Here is a 21,801-nt window from a genome sequence, read left to right on the forward strand (position 1 = left end):
TCAGCCAGTGATACGGGCGTCCGGCCGCCGGAGGCGGTCTGAGAGAATTGCGGTGTGATCTCTCGAATCGATCTGCGCGGCGGTGCCCTCCCCGAGGGCGGCGACCTGCGCGACCTGCTGCCCCGTGCCGAGTTCGACGTGGAAGCCGCCCTGGAGACGGTGCGGCCCATCTGCGAGGACGTACGCCATCGTGGCTCGGCGGCAGTGATCGACTGGGGGGAGAGGTTCGACGGTGTGCGGATCGACTCGGTCCGGGTCCCCGCCGAGGCCGTCACCTCGGCGCTGGAGCAGCTCGACCCTGCCGTCCGCGCCGCCCTGGAGGAGTCGATCCGCCGGGCCCGCCTCGTCCACCGCGAACAGCGCCGCACCACGCACACCACCCAGGTCGTCCCCGGCGGCACCGTCACCGAGAAGTGGGTGCCGGTCGAGCGCGTCGGGCTGTACGTGCCGGGCGGGCGCTCCGTCTACCCGTCGTCCGTCGTCATGAACGTCGTCCCGGCCCAGGAGGCGGGCGTCGAGGGCATCGCCGTCGCGTCCCCGCCGCAGAAGGAGTTCGGCGGACTGCCGCACCCGACGATCCTGGCGGCCTGCGCCCTGCTCGGCGTCGACGAGGTGTACGCCGCCGGCGGCGCCCAGGCCATCGCGATGTTCGCCTACGGCACGGCCGACTGCCTGCCGGTCGACCTCGTCACCGGCCCCGGCAACATCTACGTCGCCGCGGCCAAGCGTCTCCTCAAGGGCCGGATCGGCATCGACGCCGAGGCCGGACCCACCGAGATCGCGATCCTCGCCGACTCCACCGCCGATCCGGTGCACGTCGCCGCCGACCTGATCAGCCAGGCCGAGCACGACCCGATGGCCGCCGCGGTGCTGGTGACGGACTCCGAGGAGCTCGCCGCCGCCACCGAGGCCGAGCTGAAGCCCCAGGTCGCGGCGACCAAGCACGTCTCCGACCGGATCGAGCCCGCACTCGCAGGACGGCAGTCCGCGATCGTCCTGGTCAACGACCTGGAGGACGGCCTCAAGGTCGTCGACGCGTACGCCGCCGAGCACCTGGAGATCCAGACCGCGGACGCCGCCGCCGTCGCCGACCGGGTCCGCAACGCCGGAGCGGTCTTCGTCGGGCCCTGGTCCCCGGTCTCCCTCGGCGACTACTGCGCCGGCTCCAACCACGTGCTGCCCACCGGCGGCTGCGCCTGCCACTCCTCGGGCCTGTCCGTGCAGTCCTTCCTGCGCGGCATCCACATCGTCGACTACACGCGCGACGCGCTCGCCGAGGTCACCCATCACGTCGTGACCCTCGCCGAGGCGGAGGACCTCCCCGCCCACGGCGCCGCACTCAAGGCCAGGTTCGGGTGGAAGGTTCCGCAACAGTGAGAGACGACAGCACCACGCGCAACGCCTGGGACGACCTCCCCATCCGGGACGAACTGCGCGGCCAGTCCCCCTACGGGGCGCCCCAGCTCGACGTACCGGTCCGGCTGAACACCAACGAGAATCCCTACCCGCTCCCCGAGGAGCTGGTAGACCGGATCGCCGAACGGGTCCGCGAGGCCGCCCGCGACCTGAACCGCTACCCCGACCGGGACGCCGTCGAGCTCCGTACCGAGCTCGCCCGCTACCTCACCCGCACCGCCGGGCACGAGGTCGCACGCGCCAACGTCTGGGCGGCCAACGGCTCCAACGAGGTGCTCCAGCAGCTGCTGCAGACCTTCGGCGGCCCCGGACGCACCGCCATCGGCTTCGAGCCCTCGTACTCCATGCACGCCCTCATCGCCCGCGGCACCGGGACGGGCTGGATTTCCGGACCGCGCAACGAGGACTTCACCGTCGACGTCGACGCGGCCCGCGCGGTCATCGCGCGGGAGCGCCCCGACGTCGTCTTCATCACCTCGCCCAACAACCCCACCGGCACCGCTGTCGACGCGGAGACCGTCCTCGCGCTGTACGACGCCGCGCAGGCCGCCAGGCCGTCGATGGTGGTGGTCGACGAGGCGTACGGCGAGTTCAGCCACCACCCCTCGCTGCTCCCGCTGATCGAGGGCCGCCGCCACCTGGTGCTCTCGCGCACCATGTCGAAGGCGTTCGGGGCCGCGGGGCTGCGGCTCGGCTACCTCGCCGCGGACCCGGCCGTCGTCGACGCGGTCCAGCTGGTGCGGCTCCCGTACCACCTGTCCTCCGTCACCCAGGCCACCGCGCTCGCCGCCCTGGAGCACACCGATACGCTCCTCGGGTACGTCGCGCAGCTCAAGGACGAGCGCGACCGGATCGTCACCGAGCTGCGGGCTCTCGGGTTCGACGTCACCGACTCGGACGCCAACTTCGTCCAGTTCGGCCGCTTCGCCGACAGCCACACCGCCTGGCAGCACATCCTCGACCGGGGCGTCCTGGTCCGGGACAACGGCGTACCGGGATGGCTGCGGGTCTCCGCAGGGACCCCGGCGGAGAACGACGCGTTCCTCGATGCGGTACGCACGCTTGCAAATGAGATCGCCAAGAAGGAGCACGACGCATGACTCGCGAGGCCCGCGTAGGAAGAGTGGAGCGGACCACCAAGGAAACCTCCGTGGTCGTGGAGATCAACCTCGACGGCACCGGCAAGGTCGATGTCGCGACCGGGGTCGGTTTCTACGACCACATGCTCGACCAGCTCGGCCGCCACGGACTCTTCGACCTCACGGTCAAGACCGACGGCGACCTGCACATCGACTCGCACCACACCATCGAGGACACCGCCCTCGCGCTCGGCGCCGCCTTCAAGCAGGCCCTCGGCGACAAGGTCGGCATCTACCGCTTCGGCAACTGCACCGTCCCGCTGGACGAGTCGCTCGCCCAGGTGACCGTCGACCTCTCCGGCCGCCCGTACCTGGTGCACACCGAGCCCGAGAAGATGGCGCCGATGATCGGCGAGTACGACACGACGATGACCCGGCACATCCTGGAGTCCTTCGTCGCCCAGGCGCAGATCGCCCTGCACGTCCACGTCCCGTACGGGCGCAACGCCCACCACATCGTGGAGTGCCAGTTCAAGGCGCTCGCCCGGGCGCTGCGCTACGCCAGCGAGCACGACCCGCGCGCGGCCGGCATCCTCCCCTCCACGAAGGGCGCCCTGTGACCGGCCTCAACACCGTTCTGATCCTGGTCGGCCTCTTCCTGGCCGGCGGGGTCTACTCCTTCTCGAAGCAGGGCATGCCCAAGGGCGTCATCGTGCTGCTCGGGATCGCATCCGTGATGTGCCTGGTCGCAGGCGTCATGCGGATCCAGGGACTCTGGGACTAGGGGCGCACGTGGACACGAAGAAGAAGGTCGTCGTCTTCGACTACGGCTTCGGAAACATCCGTTCCGCGGAACGCGCCCTCGCCCGGGTCGGCGCCGACGTCGAGATCACCCGCGACTTCGACACGGCGATGAACGCCGACGGGCTGCTGGTGCCCGGCGTCGGCGCGTTCTCCGCCTGCATGGAGGGCCTGAAGAAGGCCCGCGGCGAGTGGATCATCGGCCGCCGGCTCTCCGGCGGACGCCCCGTCATGGGCATCTGCGTCGGCATGCAGATCCTCTTCTCGCGCGGCATCGAGCACGGCGTGGAGACCGAGGGGCTCGACGAGTGGCCCGGCACCGTCGGCCCGCTCAAGGCCGACGTCGTCCCGCACATGGGGTGGAACACCGTCGAGGTGCCCGAGGGCTCCCGGCTGTTCGCCGGACTCGACCCCGAGGCGCGGTACTACTTCGTGCACTCCTACGCGGCGCACGACTGGTCCCTCGAAGTCACCAACGACAGGATCCGTGCCCCCAGGGTCACCTGGGCCACGCACGGCGAACGGTTCGTGGCAGCCGTGGAGAACGGCGCGCTGTGGGCCACCCAGTTCCACCCCGAGAAGTCCGGCGATGCCGGCGCCCAGCTGCTGACCAACTGGATCGAGACGCTGTAATGCCGAAGCTTGAACTGCTCCCCGCCGTAGACGTACGCGACGGCCAGGCGGTCCGCCTGGTGCACGGCGAGTCCGGCTCCGAGACCTCCTACGGCTCCCCGCTGGAGGCCGCACTCGCCTGGCAGAGCTCCGGCGCCGAGTGGCTGCACCTGGTCGACCTGGACGCCGCCTTCGGGACCGGCGACAACCGGGCGCTCATCGCCGAAGTGGCCGGCGCCATGGACATCAAGGTCGAGCTCTCCGGCGGCATCCGCGACGACGCCTCGCTCGCCGCCGCCCTGGCCACCGGCTGCCGCCGGGTCAACCTCGGCACCGCCGCCCTGGAGACCCCCGAGTGGGTCGCCAAGGTCATCGCCGAGCACGGCGACCAGATCGCGGTCGGCCTCGACGTGCGCGGCACCACGCTGCGCGGCCGCGGCTGGACCCGCGACGGCGGCGACCTCTACGAGACGCTCGCCCGCCTCGACTCCGAGGGCTGCGCCCGCTACGTCGTCACAGACATCGCCAAGGACGGCACGCTCCAGGGCCCCAACCTGGGCCTGCTGAGGGACGTCTGCGCGGCCACCGACCGCCCCGTCGTCGCCTCGGGCGGCGTCTCCTCCCTCGACGACCTGCGGGCGATCTCCCTGCTCGTCCCGGAAGGCGTCGAGGGCGCCATCGTCGGCAAGGCCCTGTACGCGAAGGCGTTCACCCTGGAAGAGGCGCTCAAGGCGGTCTCCGCATGACCGACTCCGTCAACCGGATCTCCTCCGGAGCCCCCTGGGAGGAGAAGTTCGGCTACTCCCGCGCGGTCGAGCTCCCCAACGGGCTGGTGCTGGTCGCCGGCTGCACGTCGGTGGTGGGCGGCCAGATCTCCGCGGGCAGCCCCCACGAGCAGGCCATCACCTCCTTCGAGGTCGCCTTCGCCGCGCTCGCGCAGGTGGGCCTCGGCCGCGAGGACGTCGTGCGGACCCGGATGTACCTCACGCACGCCCGGGACGTGGACGAGGTCGGCCGCGCCCACAAGGAGCTGTTCGACGACGTCCGCCCCGCCGCTTCCATGATCATCGTGTCCGGCTTCGTCGACCCGAGCCTGGTCGTCGAGGTCGAGATCGAGGCCTACCGGGCAGGTGCGCGGTGACTCTCGCGGTACGTGTCATCCCCTGCCTGGACGTGGACAACGGCCGCGTCGTCAAGGGCGTCAACTTCCAGAACCTGCGCGATGCCGGCGACCCCGTCGAGATGGCGAAGCTGTACGACGCCGAGGGCGCCGACGAGCTGACCTTCCTCGACATCACCGCCTCCAGCGGCGACCGTGAGACGACCTACGACGTGGTGCGCCGCACCGCCGAGCAGGTCTTCATCCCGCTCACCGTCGGCGGCGGTGTCCGCACCACCGACGACGTCGACAAGCTGCTGCGGGCCGGCGCGGACAAGGTCGGCGTCAACACCGCCGCCATCGCCAGGCCCGAGCTGATCCGGGAAATCGCCGAACGGTTCGGCAGCCAGGTCCTGGTGCTCTCCGTGGACGCCCGGCGCACCCCCGCCGGCACCTTCGAGGTCACCACGCACGGCGGCCGCAAGGGCACCGGCATCGACGCCGTCGAATGGGCCCACCGGGCCGCCGGTCTCGGCGCGGGCGAGATCCTGCTCAACTCGATGGACGCCGACGGCACGAAGGACGGCTACGACACCGAGATGATCGCGGCCGTACGGGGCCACGTGAGCGTCCCCGTCATCGCCTCCGGCGGTGCGGGCCGGCTCGCGGACTTCGCCCCGGCCGTCGGCGCGGGAGCGGACGCGGTCCTCGCCGCGTCCGTCTTCCACTTCGGTGATCTGCGGATCTCCGAGGTCAAGGGCGCGCTGCGGGAGGCCGGGCACCCGGTCCGCTGAGGCCCACGAGGGGCACCGGCCGCGAAGACCGGTGAAGTTGCCGATGTGTGCCACCGGGGAGCACCGCGAGAGTGGCGACCGCCAGAGAACAACGGCGGTTTCACGCGGTGCAACCCGAGGGCCCCAGGTGACAGGGGGTCTCGGTCCCTGCCCGTTGTGGCTGCCGCCACGACCGAGAGGACCCCCCTCGTGCAGCAGCACCTCCCCTCCGGCGACACCTCCCCGCGCCACCGGGTGTCCAAGGGCCGCTCCCGCCTCGTCAAGGGCCTGCTGGCCGCCACCGTCGCCACCGCGGGACTGTGCACCGCGCTGATGCCGGGCGCCCAGGCCGCCGACAACCCCTACGAGCGAGGCCCGGCCCCCAGCAATTCGAGCATCGAGGCGAGCCGCGGCTCGTACGCGACCTCGCAGACCAGCGTCTCCGCACTGAGCGTCAGCGGCTTCGGCGGCGGCACGATCTACTACCCGACGTCCACCTCGGACGGCACGTTCGGCGCGGTCGCCATCTCCCCCGGCTTCACCGCCTACCAGTCCAGCATCGCCTGGCTCGGACCGCGGCTCGCTTCACAGGGCTTCGTCGTCTTCACGATCGACACCAACACCACCCTGGACCAGCCCGACAGCCGCGGCCGTCAGCTCCTGGCCGCGCTCGACTACCTGACGAAGACGAGTTCGGTGCGCAGCCGGATCGACACCTCCAGGCTCGGCGTGATGGGCCACTCCATGGGCGGTGGCGGCACCCTGGAGGCCGCGAAGAGCCGCACCTCGCTGAAGGCGGCGATCCCGCTGACCGGCTGGAACCTCGACACCACCTGGCCCGAGGTCCGCACCCCCACCCTGATCTTCGGCGCGGACGGCGACACGATCGCCCCCGTCGCCACCCACTCCGAGCCGTTCTACCAGTCGCTCCCGAGCACCCTGGACAAGGCGTACGTGGAGCTGCGCGGGGCCACGCACTTCACCCCGAACTCGTCCAACACCACCATCGCGAAGTACAGCATCTCGTGGCTGAAGCGCTTCATCGACAACGACAGCCGCTACGAGCAGTTCCTCTGCCCGCTGCCGCAGGTGAGCCTGACGATCGCCGAGTCCCGGGGCAACTGCCCCCACACCTCGTAGTACCTGACGCCGGGTGAGGGGCCGGACCGCGCACTGCGGTCCGGCCCCCTTGCCGTCCCCGGGCCGGCGGGTCAGTCGTCCTCGGTGAGGAACTCCGCCACGGACGCGGCGAATCCGGGGTCGCGGACGGCGGTCAGATGATCCCCCGGCACCACCTTCAGGCGCGCCCCCCGGACCGCCCCGGCCAGCACCTCGGGCCGTGCCGCCAGCGGATCGTCCGCCCCGGCGAGCACGAGCGTGGGTATCCGGATCCGGTCCAGCGGGAGCGGGCCGCGGTACACCGAGCGGATCTGCGCGGCCAGGGCCGACCGGTCGGAGCCGGTCGTGTCGGCCAGGATCCGGAAGGCCCGGGTCCTGGCGGGTGCGTCGGCCGCGTCCTCGGCCGTCAGTGCGGCCGCCACCAGTTCCGGCGGCATGACCCGGGTGTCCAGGCCGCCCACCTCCACCGCACCCGCGCCGATCCCGCCGACCACCAGCCGGCTGACCCGCTCGTCGTCGGCGGCCGCGAGCAGCGCCACGACCGCCCCCATCGAATAGCCCGCGAGATGCACCTCGGGTGCGCCGGTGCGGTCGATCAACTGCCGTACGTCGCGCGCCATCACGGGCTCGCCGTACCGGGCGTCCTCGTGCGGCTTGTCCGATTCGCCGTGCCCCCGGGCGTCGAGGGCGAGCACCTGCCGCCCCCTGGCCACCAGCGCCTCGACCACGCCGGGGCCCTCCCAGTTCAGCCGGGCATCGGCGGCGAAGCCGTGCAGCAGCACCACCGGGGGCAGTCCCGGCAGCGGCTTCCTGGACCAGGACCAGTAGCGCAGCGTCAGACCGTCGTCCGTACGGAGTTCATCTGTCATGGCACGACGCTACGGGCGCGGCACACGCGAACGGCCGGGGACTGTGCCCGTGCACAGCCGACAGGCCCCCTCCTTGGGAGGGCGCCCCGCAAGGGGCCGGGGGCCGGACGGTTGCGGACGCACGCCTTCCGAGGTTGTTTACGCAGAAGTAACGTGCCGGACGTGACCCCATCGACGACCGTGCACAGTCCGCCCCGGCTGTACGGCCGCAGCGGTGAACTCGCCATCCTGGAAACCCTGTCGGCACGGCTGCGGCAGGGCGACGGCGGTGCGCTGGTGCTGACCGGGCTGCCCGGCATCGGCCGCACCGCGCTCCTGGACAGGGCGGCCGCCGCGCACCGCGAGCGTGGCACCGGCCCTGTCCTGAGCGCCACCGCCGCCCCCGTCGAGCAACGGCTGCCGTACAGCGGGCTGCACGCCCTGCTCTGCTCCGCACCCGGCCCGCTCCCGCTGCCGCCCGACCGGGTGCTGCGCGAGGGCATCGGACCCGCGGCGCTGCTCGTCCTGCTGCGGGAACTCGGGGCGCAGCGGCCGCTGCTGGTGTGCGTGGACGACGCGCACGCCTGGGACGCCGACTCGCGCGCGGCACTCGGCTTCGCGGCCCGCCGGCTCGGCGCGGGCAGCCGGGTCGCGGTGGTGATCGGCGCCGGGGACGAGACGAGCTTCGCGGGGCTGCCCGCGCTCCGGCTCGGCCCGCTCGACGACGACGCGGCGGCGGCGCTCCTGGACCGGCTCACCGACACCACCGGCGCCGCGGACCGGGTCGACCCGGTGGTCCGCGGCGAACTGCTGCGGGCGGCGGCGGGCAACCCGCGGCTGCTCACCGGGCTCACCGGCCGGCTCAGCCCCGACCAGCTGGCCGGACGGACCGAGCTGCCCTATCCGCTGCCCGGCGGCGAGGACGTCCTGGACGCGCACGCCGCCCGCCTCGACGGGCTGCCCCCGGACACCCGCACGCTCCTGCTGCTCGCGGCCGCGGCGCAGGAACACGAACCGCAGGGCGCGGGCGCCGACGCCGCCCTCCTGCTGCGCGCCGCCACCTCGGCCGGTCTGGGCCCGGCCGCGCTCGACCTCGCGCTGCTCACCCCCGCCGGGACCGCCGGCGCTCTCCAACGGGCCGGCAACCGGGTCCACTTCAGCCATCCACTGCTGCGCCGGGCAGTCCTGCACCGCGCCTCCCCGCACCACCGCCGCGCGGTGCACGCCCTGCTCGCCACCCTGCTCACGACGGCCCCCGGCTCCGCGGCCCTCGGCCGGGTCCTCCGGGCCGGCGGCGCCACGACGCCGGCCGGGGCGCCCGTGCTTCCCGCGCTCGTCCAGCGGGCCTGCGCGGCCGCCGGACCCGACGCCGGGCTCGCCGACGCGCTGGAGGCGGCGGCCGTGGCGCCGCGGCCGCATGCCGAGCGGGCGGCCGCGCTGGCCCGCGCGGCCATGCTCTCCACCGACGAGGTGCTGCGGGCCGCCCGGTTCGCGGCGGCCGCCGAGCACACCCGGCTCGCGGGCGACGCCGGACGGGCCCGCGCGCTGCTGGCCCGGGTCGGCGGGCGGACCCCGCACGGCGGCGCGCACCACGTGCGCGGGCTGCTCGCCCTGCGGGACGGGCCGGCCGCCGATGCCCGCGAGGCCCTCCTGACAGCCGCCGGGCTCCTTGCCCCGCACGACCCCCGCCGCACCCTGGATGCGCTCATGGGCGCCGCCGAGGCCGCCTGGGCGATGGGGGACGCCCTCGCCTACCTCGACGCGATGACCCGTATTCCGGTCCCCGTACCCGACCGGGCCCTCGCGCAGTACCGCGACGGCATGTGCGCGATGCTCCGGGGGCGCATCGAGGAGGGGCACGCCCTGCTGCGTCTGTGCCTCGACTCCGCCGCCCGGGCGCACGAACCCGCCGCGCTGCTGCGCGGCGGAGTGGCGGCACTGGTGCTGGGTGACGTCGACGCCGCCTGCCGGGCCGGGGCCCGGGCGCTGGCCGCCGTGCGCGCGACCGGTCCCGACGCCCTGCTGCCCCAGGCCCTGGAGCACCTGGCGTACGCCGAACTGCGGGCCGGGCGCCATGCGCGGGCCCGCGCCCACGCCCTGGAGGGCCTGCACGCCGCCCGCCGTACCGGACAGCCCAACACCGCCTCCCACCTGCACGCCGTGCTCGCGCTGACGGCGTCCGTCGAGGACGGTACGGCGGCCTGCGCCGGGCACGCCGACGCGGCCCTGGCGGGCGCGGGACCGCACGGCCTCGCGCAGGCCGCGACCCTCGCCACCTGGGCGCTCGCCCGGGCGGACCTGGCGGCCGGCCGCTGCGGCGAGGCGGCGGCCCGGCTCGACCCACTGGTCAGGCCCGGCCCGCGGCGCGGGCACTTCGCGGCCCGGATGCTCGCCGTGCCGTGCTTCGTCGAGGCGTCGGTCCTGGCCGGACGGGTGGAGCGGGGCGGGGGAGCCGGTCCGGTCACCGAGGCCGTCGCGGAGTTCGCCGTCTGGACCACCTGCACCACCGACCCCCAGGCCCCGGCCCAACTGGCCCGCTGCCACGCCCTGCTGGCGCCGCCCGCGGAAGCGGCCGGACGGTACGAGGAGGCGCTCGCCCACCACGACCGCGCGGGCGGCGACTTCGAACGCGCCCGCACCCAGCTGCTGTACGGGGCCTGGCTGCGCCGGCGCCGCCGCACCCGGGAGGCCAGGGGCCCGCTGCGGGACGCCCTGGTCGCCTTCGAGCGCTGCGGCGCGCGGGCCTGGGCGGGCCGGGCGAGCGGTGAACTGCGAGCGGCCGGGGAAGCGGTGGACGGGCCGGCCGCGGCCGGGGGAGCGGATCCACTCGCCGTGCTGACCCCGCAGCAGCAGCGGATCGCCCGGTGCGTCGCCGAGGGCGCCACCAATCGCGAGGTGGCCCTGCGGCTCTCGGTGAGCACCCGCACCGTCGACCACCATCTGCGCAATGTGTTCGCGGCGCTGGGCGTGCGGTCCAGGACCGAGCTGGCCAGAGTGCTGGACCGGTAGGGCCTGTCGGGTGGATCATGCCGGGCCCGGGTGCCCCGGTTCGCCACCTCGCCCCGCTCCCTGATCCGGCCTGATCCACCCGAAAGACCCTGGCCGGCCGCGTTTGTGAGGGGCCCGCCGCGGGACTCCCGCCGGGCCCCTGCGGCGTGCCCGCCGCCGGGAGGTTGCAGGACCGTGATGAGAAGAACGCCGCAAACCCCTAGGTACCGACTGGGCGGTATGCCATTCTGCGGGCGTCAGGATCATTCGGTGTGCTCATGCCCAACGCCGGGCTGGGCCAACCGGAGCCGGCCGTTTTCCGGAGCCGGCCGAATCCCGGTGGAGGCCGCCATGCCGCAGGTCGTACGTTCACGGGTCAGGGCGCTGCACGGGCCGCCACCCGTCGCGCCGGTGCCGCGCCGCTTCCGTTCGCTGGCCGATCGCGAAGCCGTGGCGGTACTGCACCGGGCCGCCCGGGTGCTGCTGGAGGCGCTGCCGGAGCTGACGGACCGGCTCGTCGAGGCGCTGCGGGAACAGGAGCCCGCCTACCGCTCGGCCATCGAGGCCGACGCGGCGGAGATCTGGCAGGAGGTGCACCACTCGCTGCGGCACAACGTCGCCTCGCTGATCCAGCCCCGGGAGTTCCGGGACGCCGCCCACCGCACCTCCCGGCGGATCGGGGAAATCCGGGCCGAACAGGGCCTGCCGCTCGACGCGGTCCTGCACGCCTTCCGGATGGGCGGCGCGATGGTCTGGCAGGACCTCGTGGACGAGACCACGCGCCGCCACCCCGACGACATCCGGCTGCTGGTCCATGTCGCGGCGGACGTCTGGAACTTCGTGGACGAGCACTGCGGTGTCGTCGCCGACGCCTACCGGCAGGCGGAACGCCGGCTGGCCTGGCGCCGGGAGAACCGGCAGCGCCTGATGACCGCGGCCCTGCTCGACGGCACCGCCCAGATCGCCGAACTGCCGGACGCCGCGGCCATGCTCGGACTGCCGGAGCACGGCCGGTACGCGGTGCTCGCCGTCGCCACCGCCCGCCGCGCCCCGCACGGCACCGCGCACCCGCCGATGACGCTGCCTGCGGGCGTGGACGCGCTCTGGCACCCGGGCCCGGACGCGGAGTTCGCCATCGTGCCGCTGGCCCGGGAGGAGGAGGCGGCGGCGGAACTCGCCGCCCCGGGCCCGGACCCGGCCGGCACCGCGGACCCCCAGGAGACCGACGGGGCAGGTCAGCCGGCCGGCGCCGTCGACGGTGACGCGGAACTCGCCGCGCTGGCGGCCGGGTTGTCCGTGACCCCCGGTGCCCGGATCGGCATCAGCTCCGTCGTCGAGGGGCTGGCGGCCGTCGGGGACGCCCGTCGGCTCGCCGAGACCGCCCTGCGGGCCTGCCCGGCCGGCGGCGGGGTCGTGCTGCTCGACGAACAGCTGCCCGCCGCCCTGGTCGTCTCGTCCCCCGGGCTCGGCGCGGCCCTCGCCGCCAGGGTGCTGGGGCCACTGGACCGGCTGGACCCCGCCGACCGCGACGTACTCATCGAGACGCTCACGGCGTGGCTCGACTCCGACGGCTCGGCCCAGCGGGCAGGGGCCCGGCTCTACTGCCACCGCAACACGGTCCTGAACCGGCTGCGCCGCTTCGAGCAGCTGACCGGCCGCTGCCTGACCCGCCCGAGGGACGCCGTCGAGATCTCCCTCGCCCTCGCCGCGCGCCGCCTGCTGCCCGGCTGACGGGAGCACACCGCCGCCGCCCCTCCCGCGGGCCGCGGTGTGCTCCCGCACAGTTCCCGGCGGCGGGGGCTGTACCCACGCCCCGCCCCCGCCCCGGCCGCTGTACGCGCACCCGGGTGCCTGCTGACGTGTCCGGCATGTCTTCAGCGCCCCTGTCTTCAGCGCCCACGGGAACCCGCACCTCCGCGGACACGTGCGCGTCCGCCGCGACCCGCACCCAGGCCCCGGGTTCCGGCCGGTGAGCGGCGGCTTCGACGCCCGGTCGCTCGCCGTGGTCGTCTTCCTCGGATTCGTCGCCGTGTCGCTGCTGCTCTGCGGACTCGCCGCGGCCGACCAGGACGATCCGGAACACTTCTACGCGGGCGGCGGCGCCGCTCTCGGCCCGGCCGGCAGCGGCCTGGCCATCGCGGGCGACTACATCTCGGCGGCCACCCTGCTCTCCACCACCGGCTCCGTCGCGCTCGCCGGGTTCGACGGCATCCTGTTCGCCCTCGCCACCGTCGCCTCGCTGGTGCTGGTCATGCGGATACTGGCCGAACCGATGCGCCGCAAGGGCGTGTTCACCCTCGGGGACTTCCTCGCCGACCAGCTCGGCGACCCGTCCGTACGCCGCGCCCTCGGCATCACGACGCTGGTCGTCCTGACGCCTCTGCTGCTGGTGCAGCTCGCCACCGCGGGCCGCGTCATGGCCTCCGTGTTCGGGCTGCCGGACGGCGCGCTGACCGCCTGCACGGTCGCCAGCGGCGCTCTGATGGTCTGCTACTCCGCAGTCGGCGGCATGCGCGGCACGGGCTACATCCAGATCCTCAAGGTCGCGGTGGTGCTGGCCGCGGTCACCCTGCTCGCGGGGCTGGTGCTCGCCCGCCACGGCTGGAACCCGTTCACCCTGTTCGACGCGGCCCGGCACGGCAGTGGGGCCGGCGGGGCCTACGCGCGCCCCGGGCTCCAGTTCGGCCACACCTTCGCCGGCAACCTGGACCTGCTCGGCTTCCAGCTCACCCTGGTACTCGGGGCCGCCTGCATGCCGCACATCATGATGCGGCTGCACCCGATGCGCGACAGCTGGACCGTGCGCCGCGCCACCGTCTGGGCGTCGGCCCCGGTGGCCTTCCTGTGCCTGGGGGTCGTCGTGGTCGGACTCGGCGCGTCCGCCCTGCTGGGCCGCAAGGTCCTGCAGGCGGCGGACCCGGCGGGCGGTACGGCGCTGCTGCTGGTGACGGGCGCCCTGGACCCGGGCGCCGACGGACCGCGGGAGAGCCTGCTGTTCGCGTTCGTGGCCTGCGCGGTGTTCGCCACGACGCTGGCCGCGGTGGCCGGCATCACCCTGGCCGCCGCGTCCTCCCTCGCCCGCGACTTCGCCGCCAAGGCCCGCACCCGTACGGCGGTGCGGTCCGACCGGTCCTCCGGACGCGAGATCCTGCGCGCCCGGCTGGCCGTCGTCCTGATCGGCGCCCTCTCCGTCTGGGTGTCGACCTACACCCACCAACGCAATCCGCAGGTGCTGCTCTCGCTCTCGTTCGCCGCCTCCGCCTCCGTACTGCCGCCGGTCCTGCTGTACGCGCTGTTCAGGCCGGGCTTCCGGGCGCGCGGGGTGCGCTGGACGGTGTACGGGACGCTGCCCCTGATCGCGGTGCTGATGGCGCTCTCGCCCGCGGTCTCCGGCAGCCCCGTCGCACTCTTCCCGGACCGGGACTTCCACTGGTTCCCGCTCCAGACGCCGGGCCTGATCACGATCCCGGCCGGATTCCTCCTCGGGTACCTCGGCTCCCGCCCGGTGCGGGCGGAGCGGCCGCGCCGGGCAGATCGTGCAGCTTTTATTGCGCAATAAATATTGCGCAAGTTTTCTTTTCTGTCTAGCGTGCAGGGCATGGCAAGCAACGAGTCCCGCCGGGTCTCCGACCTCGGCACCCTGAAGGCGTTCGGCCACCCCCTGCGGATGCGGCTGTACCGGGCGCTCTACATCTCCCGGCGGGCCACCGCCTCCCAGCTCGCCGAGCAGGTGGACGAGCAGGTCTCGCTGGTCAGCTACCACCTGCGCAAGCTCGCCGACCACGGCCTGATCGAGGCGGCCGAGGGACAGGGCAAGGACGCCCGGGAGCGCTGGTGGCAGCCCTCCTCGAAGGGGCTGAACTTCCGCGACGAGGACTTCCGGGAAGCGCCGGAGATGGCCGCCACCCACGCCGCCGTCGGCCGGCTCTCCTTCGACCAGCACACCGAGATGTACCGCCGCCACCTGGACGCCTACCAGTCCTGGCAGCCCGAGTGGCGCAGCGCCTCCTTCTCCTCCGAGTACCTGTCCCGGCTCACCGCCCAGGAGCTCGCCGGGCTCAGCCGCGAGATGCACGAGCTGATCGGCCGGTACGAGGCCCAGGGCCGCGCCCGGGAGGAGGCGGGCGACTCGGAGAACCGCGAGAACGTCGCCGTGCACGTGTACGGATTCCCGTTCCGGACCTGACCCGGCGACCCGAGAGGACGATCCCGTGACCGTCACAGCGCCCGCCGCCGAAGCCCCGCAACGCCCCGCCCACCGGGACGCCAACGTCCGGCGCTGGCTCGGCGCGTACACCCTGTCCATGATCGGCGACAGCGTCTACTACATGGCCCTGGCCTGGGCCGCCGCCCGCACCGGCAGCGCCTCGCAGACCGGGCTGGTACTGGCGGCCGGCTCCGTGCCCAGGGCGCTGCTGCTGCTCGGCGGGGGAGTGCTCGCCGACCGGCTCGGACCGCGCCGCGTCGTGATCGCGAGCGACACCGCCCGCTGCCTCGTCATCCTGGGCCTGGCCGGCGCCCTGCTCCTCACCTCGCCCACCGTGTGGATGCTGATAGCCGTCGCGCTCGTGTTCGGCGCCGCCGACGCCCTCTTCCTGCCCGCCGTCGGTGCCCTGCCTCCGAGGATCACCGCGCCCGGACAGCTGGCCCGGGTCCAGGGCCTGCGCGGCCTTGCCACCCGTACCGCCAACGTCGTCGGCGCCCCGCTCGGCGGGGTCGCGGTGGCCGTCGGCGGGCCGGTCCTCGCCTTCGCCGCCGCGGGCGTGCTCTTCGCCGTCTCGCTGCCGCTGCTGCTGGCCGTACGGATGGGACCGCTGCCCGCACCGGACGAGGCGCCGGAGCAGGCTGCCGAACCCGCCGGCTCGCCATGGCGCGAACTCGTCGGCGGACTGCGCCACATCCGCCGCCATCCGCTGCTCGGGCCGCTCATGCTCGTCGTCGCGGTCAGCGAACTGGGCTTCGTCGGCCCGCTCAACCTCGGCCTGGTCCTGCTCAGCGGGGAACGCGGCTGGGGCGCATCCGGCATGGGCTGGGTCATCGCCGCCTTCGGCATCGGCGCCGGCGCGTCCGCCCTGCTGCTCGCCGTGCGCGGCCACGTCCCCCGGGCCGGGCTCGTCATGTGCCTCACCGTGCTGGTCGGCGCCGTCGCCATCGCCGCCCTGGCGTACGCGCCCTCCGTGCCGCTCGCCGCCGGGGTCGCGGTCGTCATCGGGCTCTTCGCCGGACTCGGCGGCGCCCTGTGCGGCGCCCTCGTGCAGACCGCAGCCGACCCCGCCTACCTGGGCCGGGTCACCTCGGTCTCGACGCTCTTCACGCACGCCCTGTCGCCGCTCAGCTACCCGGTCACCGGCGCGGCCGTCGCCCTCTGGGGCACCGGTCCGGTCTTCGTCGCCAGCGCCTTGCTGTGCGCGGCGGGCGCGGTGACGGGCCTGGCCGTCTCCCGGCTGCGCCGCGCGGAACTCCCGCGCTGAGCACCCCGGGGGCGCCGGGCCCGCCGCGCCCGGACTACATGCCGAGCTTCGCCGTCGTCACCCGGGCGATCGCCTCCTTCTCGCCCTCCAGCTCCACCCGCGCCGCGTCCTGCCGCCCGAAGGCGAACAGCAGGAGCTCGCCCGGCTCACCGGTCACCGTCACCACCGGGGTGCCCTTGTGCGCGACCGCGGTCTGCCCGTCCGGCCGGCGCAGCACCAGCCCCACGGGGGCCTTGCGCCCCAGCATCCGGGCCGCCTTCTCCGTACGCGCCCACAGGACGTCGGCGAAGACCGGGTCCAGCTCCCGCGCCGACCAGTCGGGCTGGGCCCGGCGCACGTCTTCCGTATGGATGTAGAACTCGACGGTGTTGGCGACCTCGTCCAGCTGCTTCAGCCCGAAGGGTGACATCCGTGGCGGCCCCGTCCGGATCAGCTGGATCAGTTCCTCGTACGGCTTCGCGGTGAATTCGGCCTGGACCCGGTCACGCCGGTTCTTCAGCGGACCGATCAGCATTCCGGCCGCCGCGTCCGGCCGGCGCTCCCGCAGCACCACATGGGCCGCCAGGTCCCGGGCCGTCCAGCCGTGGCAGAGGGTCGGGGCCTCGGGGCCGGCCGCCTCCAACAGGTCGGCAAGCAGAAGTCGTTCGCGCTTCGCATGGGTCGACATGTCCGCCAGCGTACGACCGGTGTCCAGCGTCCGCCCAGTGGACGCACGCCCGAACGCCACTCGCGGCCACGGCACAATGGGCACATGACCAGCACGCCCACGCCCGGCACACCAGCGCCCGCCAGTGACCTCGACCCCGCCATCGCCGCCCGCCTCAAGCGCGGCGCCGACGGACTGGTCCCGGCCATCGCCCAGCAGTACGACACCGGCGAGGTGCTGATGCTCGGCTGGATGGACGACGAGGCCCTGCACCGCACGCTCACCACCGGCCGCTGCACCTACTGGTCGCGCAGCCGCCAGGAGTACTGGGTCAAGGGCGACACCTCGGGCCACATCCAGCAGGTCAAGTCCGTCGCCCTGGACTGCGACGCCGACACCGTCCTCGTCCGGGTCGACCAGACCGGCGCCGCCTGCCACACCGGCGACCGCACCTGTTTCGACGCCGACGTCCTCCCGCTCGGACAGTAGGGTCTGCCGCCATGGATCTCGACACGTTCCGCAAGCTGGCCGTCGACCGGCGCGTCATCCCCGTCACCCGCCGGCTCCTCGCCGACGGCGACACCCCCGTCGGGCTCTACCGCAAGCTCGCGGGCGAGCGCACCGGCACCTTCCTCCTCGAATCCGCGGAGAACGGCCGCACCTGGTCGCGCTACTCCTTCATCGGGGTCCGCAGCGCCGCCACGCTCACCACCCGCGACGGCGAGGCCCACTGGGACGGCACCCCGCCGGTCGGCGTGCCCGTCGACGGCGACCCGCTGCACGCGCTGCGCGCCACCATCGAGACGCTGCACACCCCGCACGACCAGGAAGCCGGTCTGCCGCCCTTCACCGGCGGCATGGTCGGCTACCTCGGGTACGACATCGTGCGCCGGCTGGAGCGGATCGGCGAGAGCGGGGGAGACGACCTCAAGCTCCCCGAGCTGACGATGCTGCTCACCTCCGACCTGGCGGTCCTGGACCACTGGGACGGCAGCGTCCTGCTGATCGCCAACGCGATCAACCACAACGACCTGGCCACCGGCGTCGACGAGGCGTACACCGACGCCGTGGGCCGGCTCGACGCCATGGAGCAGGACCTGCGCCGCCCCGTCGAGAACGCCCCCGCCACCCTGCCGCCCTCCGAGCTCCCGCCGTACACCGCACTGTGGGGCGGCAAGGCGTACCAGGACGCCGTCGAGGACGTGAAGGAGCGCATCAGGGCCGGCGAGGCCTTCCAGGTCGTCCCCTCCCAGCGCTTCGAAACCCCCTGCACGGCAAGCGCACTGGACGTCTACCGGGTACTGCGCGCCACCAACCCCTCGCCGTACATGTACCTCTTCCGGTTCGACGGCTTCGACGTCGCCGGCTCCAGCCCCGAGGCCCTCGTCAAGGTCGAGGACGGCCGTGCGATGGTCCATCCGATCGCCGGGACCCGGCACCGCGGCGCCACCCCGCAGGAGGACCAGGCGCTCGGCGAGGAGCTCCTCGCCGACCCGAAGGAACGCGCCGAGCACCTGATGCTCGTCGACCTCGGCCGCAACGACCTGGGACGGGTGTGCGAGCCCGGCAGCGTCGAGGTCGTCGACTTCATGTCGGTCGAGCGGTACTCGCACGTGATGCACATCGTGTCCACCGTCACCGGCCGCGTCGCCGAAGGACGCAGCGCCTTCGACGTCCTCACCGCCTGCTTCCCGGCGGGCACCCTGTCCGGCGCCCCCAAGCCGCGCGCCATGCAGATCATCGAGGAGCTCGAACCCACCCGCCGCGGCCTGTACGGCGGCTGCGTCGGCTACCTCGACTTCGCCGGGAACTCCGACACCGCCATCGCCATCCGCACCGCACTGCTGCGCGACGGCACGGCGTACGTCCAGGCAGGGGCGGGCGTCGTCGCCGACTCCGACCCGGTCGCGGAGGACACCGAGTGCCGCAACAAGGCCGCCGCGGTCCTGCGCGCGGTGCACACGGCGAACCGTCTGCGCGCCGGCTGAGTGCGGCGGGGGCACACCCGGGGAGCCGCGTCGAGAGGGCTTCTTCTCACACCCCCCATGTGCCCGTCCCCCGGGGCGGTAGGGGATAGTGGGGTACGTGAGTGCTGTCCCCGTACCCCAGCCCCGTGCCGAAGCCGCCACCGCGCCCGACAGCGCGGGCAGCCGCAGAAGCCTGGCCGCCGGCCTGCTCCTCGGGGCAGCCGGCGCCACCGTCGTCCTGCTCGCCTCGGGGCAGACCTGGGCCGAGGGCCGCGCCGCGGTCGGTGGCGGAGCCCTGCCGCTGAGCGCGGACGGACAGGACGTCACCGGCCTTCCGGCGGCCCTGGCCATAGTCGGCCTGGCCGCCCTCGTCGCCGTCTTCGCCGTCCGCAGCGGCGGCCGGCTGCTCGTGGCCGGGCTGCTGGCCCTCAGCGGCCTGGGCGCCGCACTGAGCGCCTTCCTCGGCGCCTCCGACAGTGCCGCGCTCGACGAGAAGGCCGCACAGACCACCGGCGACAGCTCCGCCACCATCGAGGCCCTCGGCCACACCGCCTGGCCGTACGTGACCGCGGCCGGCGGCCTGCTGATCCTGCTCGCCGGGCTGCTCGCCATGCGCTACGGCCGGAACTGGCCCACCATGTCCGGGCGGTACGAGCGCGACGGCACCCCGCGCCCCCGCAAGGCCCCCCGCGCCCCGGACCCCGACCGGCCCGAGGACCTGTGGAAGGCCCTGGACCGCGGCGAGGACCCGACGCGCGAGGCATGACCCCCCAGCTCACGTCCTCCCCGCACGTACGGGACAATGGCGTGAGCTCGCAGCACAGCGGCACCCACAGCGGCACCGGCTTTGCACCCAGCGGAACCGAGCGATACCAACAGCGCAATACCAACGAGGAGCAACTCATGGCGGGCAGCAGCCACGGACACACCCCGGCCGCCTGGACCGGTGTCACCATCTCCTTCATCGGCTTCTGCATCGCAGGCGTCTTCATGGTCGCGGCCAACCCGCTCGGCTTCTGGGCCGGTATCGCCGTCACCGTCATCGGCGGCATCGTGGGCCTCGGCATGAAGGCGGCCGGCCTCGGCATGCCGAAGGAGTCGGCGGAGCTGGCCCAGGCCAGGGCCCGCGCCGGGCAGGCGCAGACCTCCTGACCCCGTCCGCAGGACGCAGGCGTGCGAGGCGCAGCCCGGTCCGGGCTGCGCCTTTGCGCATCAACGGCGACAATCGCCGAGTGGAAGCAACGCCGTCACCAGCCGCCGCCCCGCCGGCGCAGGGCCACAGCCCCGCGCCCGGCGCCCCTGAGCCGCCTCCCGGGCCGCCGCAGGCGCCCGGCGGGCACCTGCCCGCCCCGGGGCCGCCCACCGGGCACCCGGGCCCGCCCCCGGCGTTCTTCCGGCCGGCCCCCGTCCCCGCCTCGCGGCTGCGGCGGATCGCCGGCCCGGCAGGTGTCATGGCCGGCATCATCGCGGCCTTCGGCTACGTCGGCTCCGTCGACCCGAACCAGCCAGGCCACTACCCGGTCTGCCCGTTGCTCCGGCTCACGGGCATCTACTGCCCCGGCTGCGGCGGGCTGCGCAGCGCCCACGCCGTCGCCCACGGCGACATCGCGGCGGCGTTCGGCTCCAACGCCCTGGCCGTCATCGGCTACGGGATCTTCGCCGTGCTCTGGGTCGGCTGGATGGTCCGAGCGGCCGCCGGGAAGCCCGTGCGGATCACGCTGAAGCCCGTCCACTGGTGGGGGATCGGAGCCGTGCTGCTGATCTTCACCGTCGTCCGGAATCTGCCGTTCGGTTCGGTGCTGGCGCCGTGAATGCCCAGGTAGTGGGACATCCGGCGGCCGGATGCGGGCCCATCGGCCTCCTGCGGATACCATCGGTATGGCTGATCCTGTTCCCTTGTCAGTTCCTTTGTCACCGTCCCGGAAGGGGGCCGCTCGCGTGAGTGTGCTCGACGAGATCATCGACGGCGTCCGCGCCGACCTCGCAGAGCGGCAGGCGCGCGTCAGCCTCGATGAGCTGAAGGAACGCGCGGCGCGCGCTCCCCAGGCGAAGGACGGAGTCGCCGCCCTGCGCGGCGAAGGCGTGACCGTCATCTGCGAGGTCAAGCGCTCCAGCCCCTCCAAGGGGGCCCTTGCCGCCATTGCCGACCCGGCCGCACTCGCCGCGGACTACGAGGCGGGCGGCGCGTCCGTCATCTCGGTCCTCACCGAGGAGCGCCGCTTCGGCGGTTCGCTGGCCGACCTGGAGGCCGTCCGCGCCAAGGTCGACATCCCGATCCTGCGCAAGGACTTCATCGTCACCTCCTACCAGCTGTGGGAGGCCCGGGCGTACGGCGCCGACCTCGCACTGCTGATCGTCGCCGCCCTCGACCAGGAGGCCCTGGTCTCCCTGATCGAGCGCGCCGAGTCCATCGGCCTGACGCCGCTGGTCGAGGTGCACGACGAGGAGGAGGCCGAGCGTGCGGTCGACGCCGGTGCGCGGATCATCGGAATCAACGCGCGCAACCTGAAGGACCTCAAGGTCGACCGCTCCGTCTTCGAGCGCGTCGCCCCCGAGGTCCCGGACCACATCGTCAAGGTCGCCGAGTCCGGCGTCCGCGGCCCGCACGACCTCATCGCCTACGCCAACGCCGGCGCGGACTCCGTCCTGGTGGGCGAGTCCCTGGTCACCGGCCGCGACCCGCGGTCCGCCGTCGCCGACCTGGTCGCCGCCGGCGCCCACCCGGCGCTCCGGCACGGACGGAGCTGACCGCAACCGTGTCCGCCGACCGTCCCGCGTCCCGTGTCCGGCCGGGCCTGCGCCCCGCCGGATCCACGGGCCGGGACCCGCACGCGCCCCTGGCGCGCGGCTGCCGCCCCCGCGGCTGCCGCGCCCCCGCGCGCCGCGTGCACGGCCGGCGGGTGCGGTACGTGATCGGTGACGAGCCCGGTCAGGTCAACGGCATGCGATGGCGCACGGGGTCCGCGCAGTAAGCGGGAGCCC

At 73.9% G+C, this 21,801-nt stretch carries 23 protein-coding genes; 21 read left to right on the forward strand and 2 right to left on the reverse strand.

Annotated elements, in window-relative coordinates:
- Window positions 1-54: 54 nt before the first annotated feature.
- The 9 genes from hisD (at window position 55) to LNW71_RS24990 (ending at window position 6,920) form a co-directional block, all read left to right on the forward strand.
- Window positions 55-1,377: a histidinol dehydrogenase gene (hisD, locus tag LNW71_RS24950; RefSeq protein WP_250970278.1), complete on the forward strand. Its 1,323-nt coding sequence runs from the start codon at window positions 55-57 to the stop codon at window positions 1,375-1,377.
- Entirely contained in the window at window positions 1,374-2,516 is a 1,143-nt protein-coding gene (locus LNW71_RS24955; protein ID WP_250970279.1) for a histidinol-phosphate transaminase, read from the forward strand. Before hisD ends, LNW71_RS24955 begins: the two co-directional genes overlap by 4 nt.
- On the forward strand, window positions 2,513-3,115 hold the full coding sequence (gene hisB / locus LNW71_RS24960) for an imidazoleglycerol-phosphate dehydratase HisB (protein WP_250970280.1): 603 nt from the start codon (window positions 2,513-2,515) through the stop codon (window positions 3,113-3,115). The genes LNW71_RS24955 and hisB overlap by 4 nt, the downstream gene beginning before the upstream one ends.
- Window positions 3,112-3,279, forward strand: a complete 168-nt coding sequence (locus tag LNW71_RS24965) for a hypothetical protein (RefSeq protein ID WP_168713658.1) — start codon at window positions 3,112-3,114, stop codon at window positions 3,277-3,279. The genes hisB and LNW71_RS24965 overlap by 4 nt, the downstream gene beginning before the upstream one ends.
- 8 nt (window positions 3,280-3,287) lie before the next feature.
- Window positions 3,288-3,929 carry an imidazole glycerol phosphate synthase subunit HisH gene (gene hisH, locus LNW71_RS24970; protein ID WP_250970281.1) on the forward strand — a complete coding sequence of 214 codons (642 nt, stop codon included), beginning with the start codon at window positions 3,288-3,290 and terminating at the stop codon, window positions 3,927-3,929.
- A complete protein-coding gene (gene priA, locus LNW71_RS24975; protein WP_250970282.1) occupies window positions 3,929-4,654 on the forward strand; it encodes a bifunctional 1-(5-phosphoribosyl)-5-((5-phosphoribosylamino)methylideneamino)imidazole-4-carboxamide isomerase/phosphoribosylanthranilate isomerase PriA in 726 nt (241 codons plus the stop codon). The genes hisH and priA overlap by 1 nt, the downstream gene beginning before the upstream one ends.
- Window positions 4,651-5,049: a RidA family protein gene (locus tag LNW71_RS24980; protein WP_250970283.1), complete on the forward strand. Its 399-nt coding sequence runs from the start codon at window positions 4,651-4,653 to the stop codon at window positions 5,047-5,049. Before priA ends, LNW71_RS24980 begins: the two co-directional genes overlap by 4 nt.
- Window positions 5,046-5,801 (forward strand): imidazole glycerol phosphate synthase subunit HisF, encoded by a 756-nt coding sequence (hisF, locus tag LNW71_RS24985; protein ID WP_250970284.1) that lies wholly within the window; start codon window positions 5,046-5,048, stop codon window positions 5,799-5,801. The genes LNW71_RS24980 and hisF overlap by 4 nt, the downstream gene beginning before the upstream one ends.
- A 189-nt stretch (window positions 5,802-5,990) precedes the next feature.
- Window positions 5,991-6,920, forward strand: a complete 930-nt coding sequence (locus LNW71_RS24990) for a dienelactone hydrolase family protein (RefSeq protein ID WP_250970285.1) — start codon at window positions 5,991-5,993, stop codon at window positions 6,918-6,920.
- Window positions 6,921-6,991: 71 nt separating this feature from the next.
- On the opposite strand, the gene LNW71_RS24995 is transcribed toward LNW71_RS24990, so the two are convergent.
- Window positions 6,992-7,768 (reverse strand): alpha/beta fold hydrolase, encoded by a 777-nt coding sequence (locus LNW71_RS24995; protein WP_250970286.1) that lies wholly within the window; start codon window positions 7,766-7,768, stop codon window positions 6,992-6,994.
- Between the two features lie 162 nt (window positions 7,769-7,930).
- On the opposite strand from LNW71_RS24995, the gene LNW71_RS25000 reads away from it, so the two are divergent.
- The 5 genes from LNW71_RS25000 to LNW71_RS25020 all read left to right on the forward strand — a co-directional run bounded on the left by LNW71_RS25000 (window position 7,931) and on the right by LNW71_RS25020 (window position 16,206).
- Window positions 7,931-10,756, forward strand: coding sequence for an AAA family ATPase (locus LNW71_RS25000; protein ID WP_374119446.1), 2,826 nt, complete (start codon window positions 7,931-7,933; stop codon window positions 10,754-10,756).
- 330 nt (window positions 10,757-11,086) lie between these two features.
- On the forward strand, window positions 11,087-12,466 hold the full coding sequence (locus tag LNW71_RS25005; protein ID WP_250970287.1) for a helix-turn-helix domain-containing protein: 1,380 nt from the start codon (window positions 11,087-11,089) through the stop codon (window positions 12,464-12,466).
- A 238-nt stretch (window positions 12,467-12,704) separates the two neighbouring features.
- On the forward strand, window positions 12,705-14,294 hold the full coding sequence (locus LNW71_RS25010; RefSeq protein ID WP_250970288.1) for a cation acetate symporter: 1,590 nt from the start codon (window positions 12,705-12,707) through the stop codon (window positions 14,292-14,294).
- Between the two features lie 39 nt (window positions 14,295-14,333).
- A complete protein-coding gene (locus tag LNW71_RS25015) occupies window positions 14,334-14,921 on the forward strand; it encodes a helix-turn-helix domain-containing protein (RefSeq protein ID WP_250970289.1) in 588 nt (195 codons plus the stop codon).
- A gap of 25 nt (window positions 14,922-14,946) precedes the next feature.
- A complete protein-coding gene (locus LNW71_RS25020) occupies window positions 14,947-16,206 on the forward strand; it encodes an MFS transporter (protein WP_250970290.1) in 1,260 nt (419 codons plus the stop codon).
- A 34-nt stretch (window positions 16,207-16,240) separates the two neighbouring features.
- On the opposite strand, the gene LNW71_RS25025 is transcribed toward LNW71_RS25020, so the two are convergent.
- Window positions 16,241-16,873: a TIGR03085 family metal-binding protein gene (locus LNW71_RS25025; RefSeq protein ID WP_250970291.1), complete on the reverse strand. Its 633-nt coding sequence runs from the start codon at window positions 16,871-16,873 to the stop codon at window positions 16,241-16,243.
- An 84-nt stretch (window positions 16,874-16,957) separates the two neighbouring features.
- On the opposite strand from LNW71_RS25025, the gene hisI reads away from it, so the two are divergent.
- The 7 genes from hisI (at window position 16,958) to trpM (ending at window position 21,791) form a co-directional block, all read left to right on the forward strand.
- Window positions 16,958-17,341, forward strand: a complete 384-nt coding sequence (gene hisI / locus LNW71_RS25030; protein WP_250970292.1) for a phosphoribosyl-AMP cyclohydrolase — start codon at window positions 16,958-16,960, stop codon at window positions 17,339-17,341.
- Between the two features lie 11 nt (window positions 17,342-17,352).
- Window positions 17,353-18,840 carry an anthranilate synthase component I gene (locus tag LNW71_RS25035; RefSeq protein WP_250970293.1) on the forward strand — a complete coding sequence of 496 codons (1,488 nt, stop codon included), beginning with the start codon at window positions 17,353-17,355 and terminating at the stop codon, window positions 18,838-18,840.
- A gap of 88 nt (window positions 18,841-18,928) precedes the next feature.
- Window positions 18,929-19,585 carry a TIGR02234 family membrane protein gene (locus tag LNW71_RS25040; RefSeq protein WP_250970294.1) on the forward strand — a complete coding sequence of 219 codons (657 nt, stop codon included), beginning with the start codon at window positions 18,929-18,931 and terminating at the stop codon, window positions 19,583-19,585.
- A 137-nt stretch (window positions 19,586-19,722) separates the two neighbouring features.
- On the forward strand, window positions 19,723-19,971 hold the full coding sequence (locus tag LNW71_RS25045; protein WP_250970295.1) for an HGxxPAAW family protein: 249 nt from the start codon (window positions 19,723-19,725) through the stop codon (window positions 19,969-19,971).
- 80 nt (window positions 19,972-20,051) lie between these two features.
- Window positions 20,052-20,630 (forward strand): DUF2752 domain-containing protein, encoded by a 579-nt coding sequence (locus LNW71_RS25050; protein WP_250970296.1) that lies wholly within the window; start codon window positions 20,052-20,054, stop codon window positions 20,628-20,630.
- A 127-nt stretch (window positions 20,631-20,757) separates the two neighbouring features.
- Window positions 20,758-21,567: an indole-3-glycerol phosphate synthase TrpC gene (gene trpC / locus LNW71_RS25055; protein WP_250970297.1), complete on the forward strand. Its 810-nt coding sequence runs from the start codon at window positions 20,758-20,760 to the stop codon at window positions 21,565-21,567.
- 47 nt (window positions 21,568-21,614) lie between these two features.
- Window positions 21,615-21,791: a tryptophan biosynthesis modulator TrpM gene (gene trpM / locus LNW71_RS25060; protein ID WP_250972135.1), complete on the forward strand. Its 177-nt coding sequence runs from the start codon at window positions 21,615-21,617 to the stop codon at window positions 21,789-21,791.
- Window positions 21,792-21,801 lie beyond the last annotated feature (10 nt).

This window comes from Streptomyces sp. RKAG290 (genome assembly GCF_023701695.1).
GTDB lineage: Bacteria > Actinomycetota > Actinomycetes > Streptomycetales > Streptomycetaceae > Streptomyces.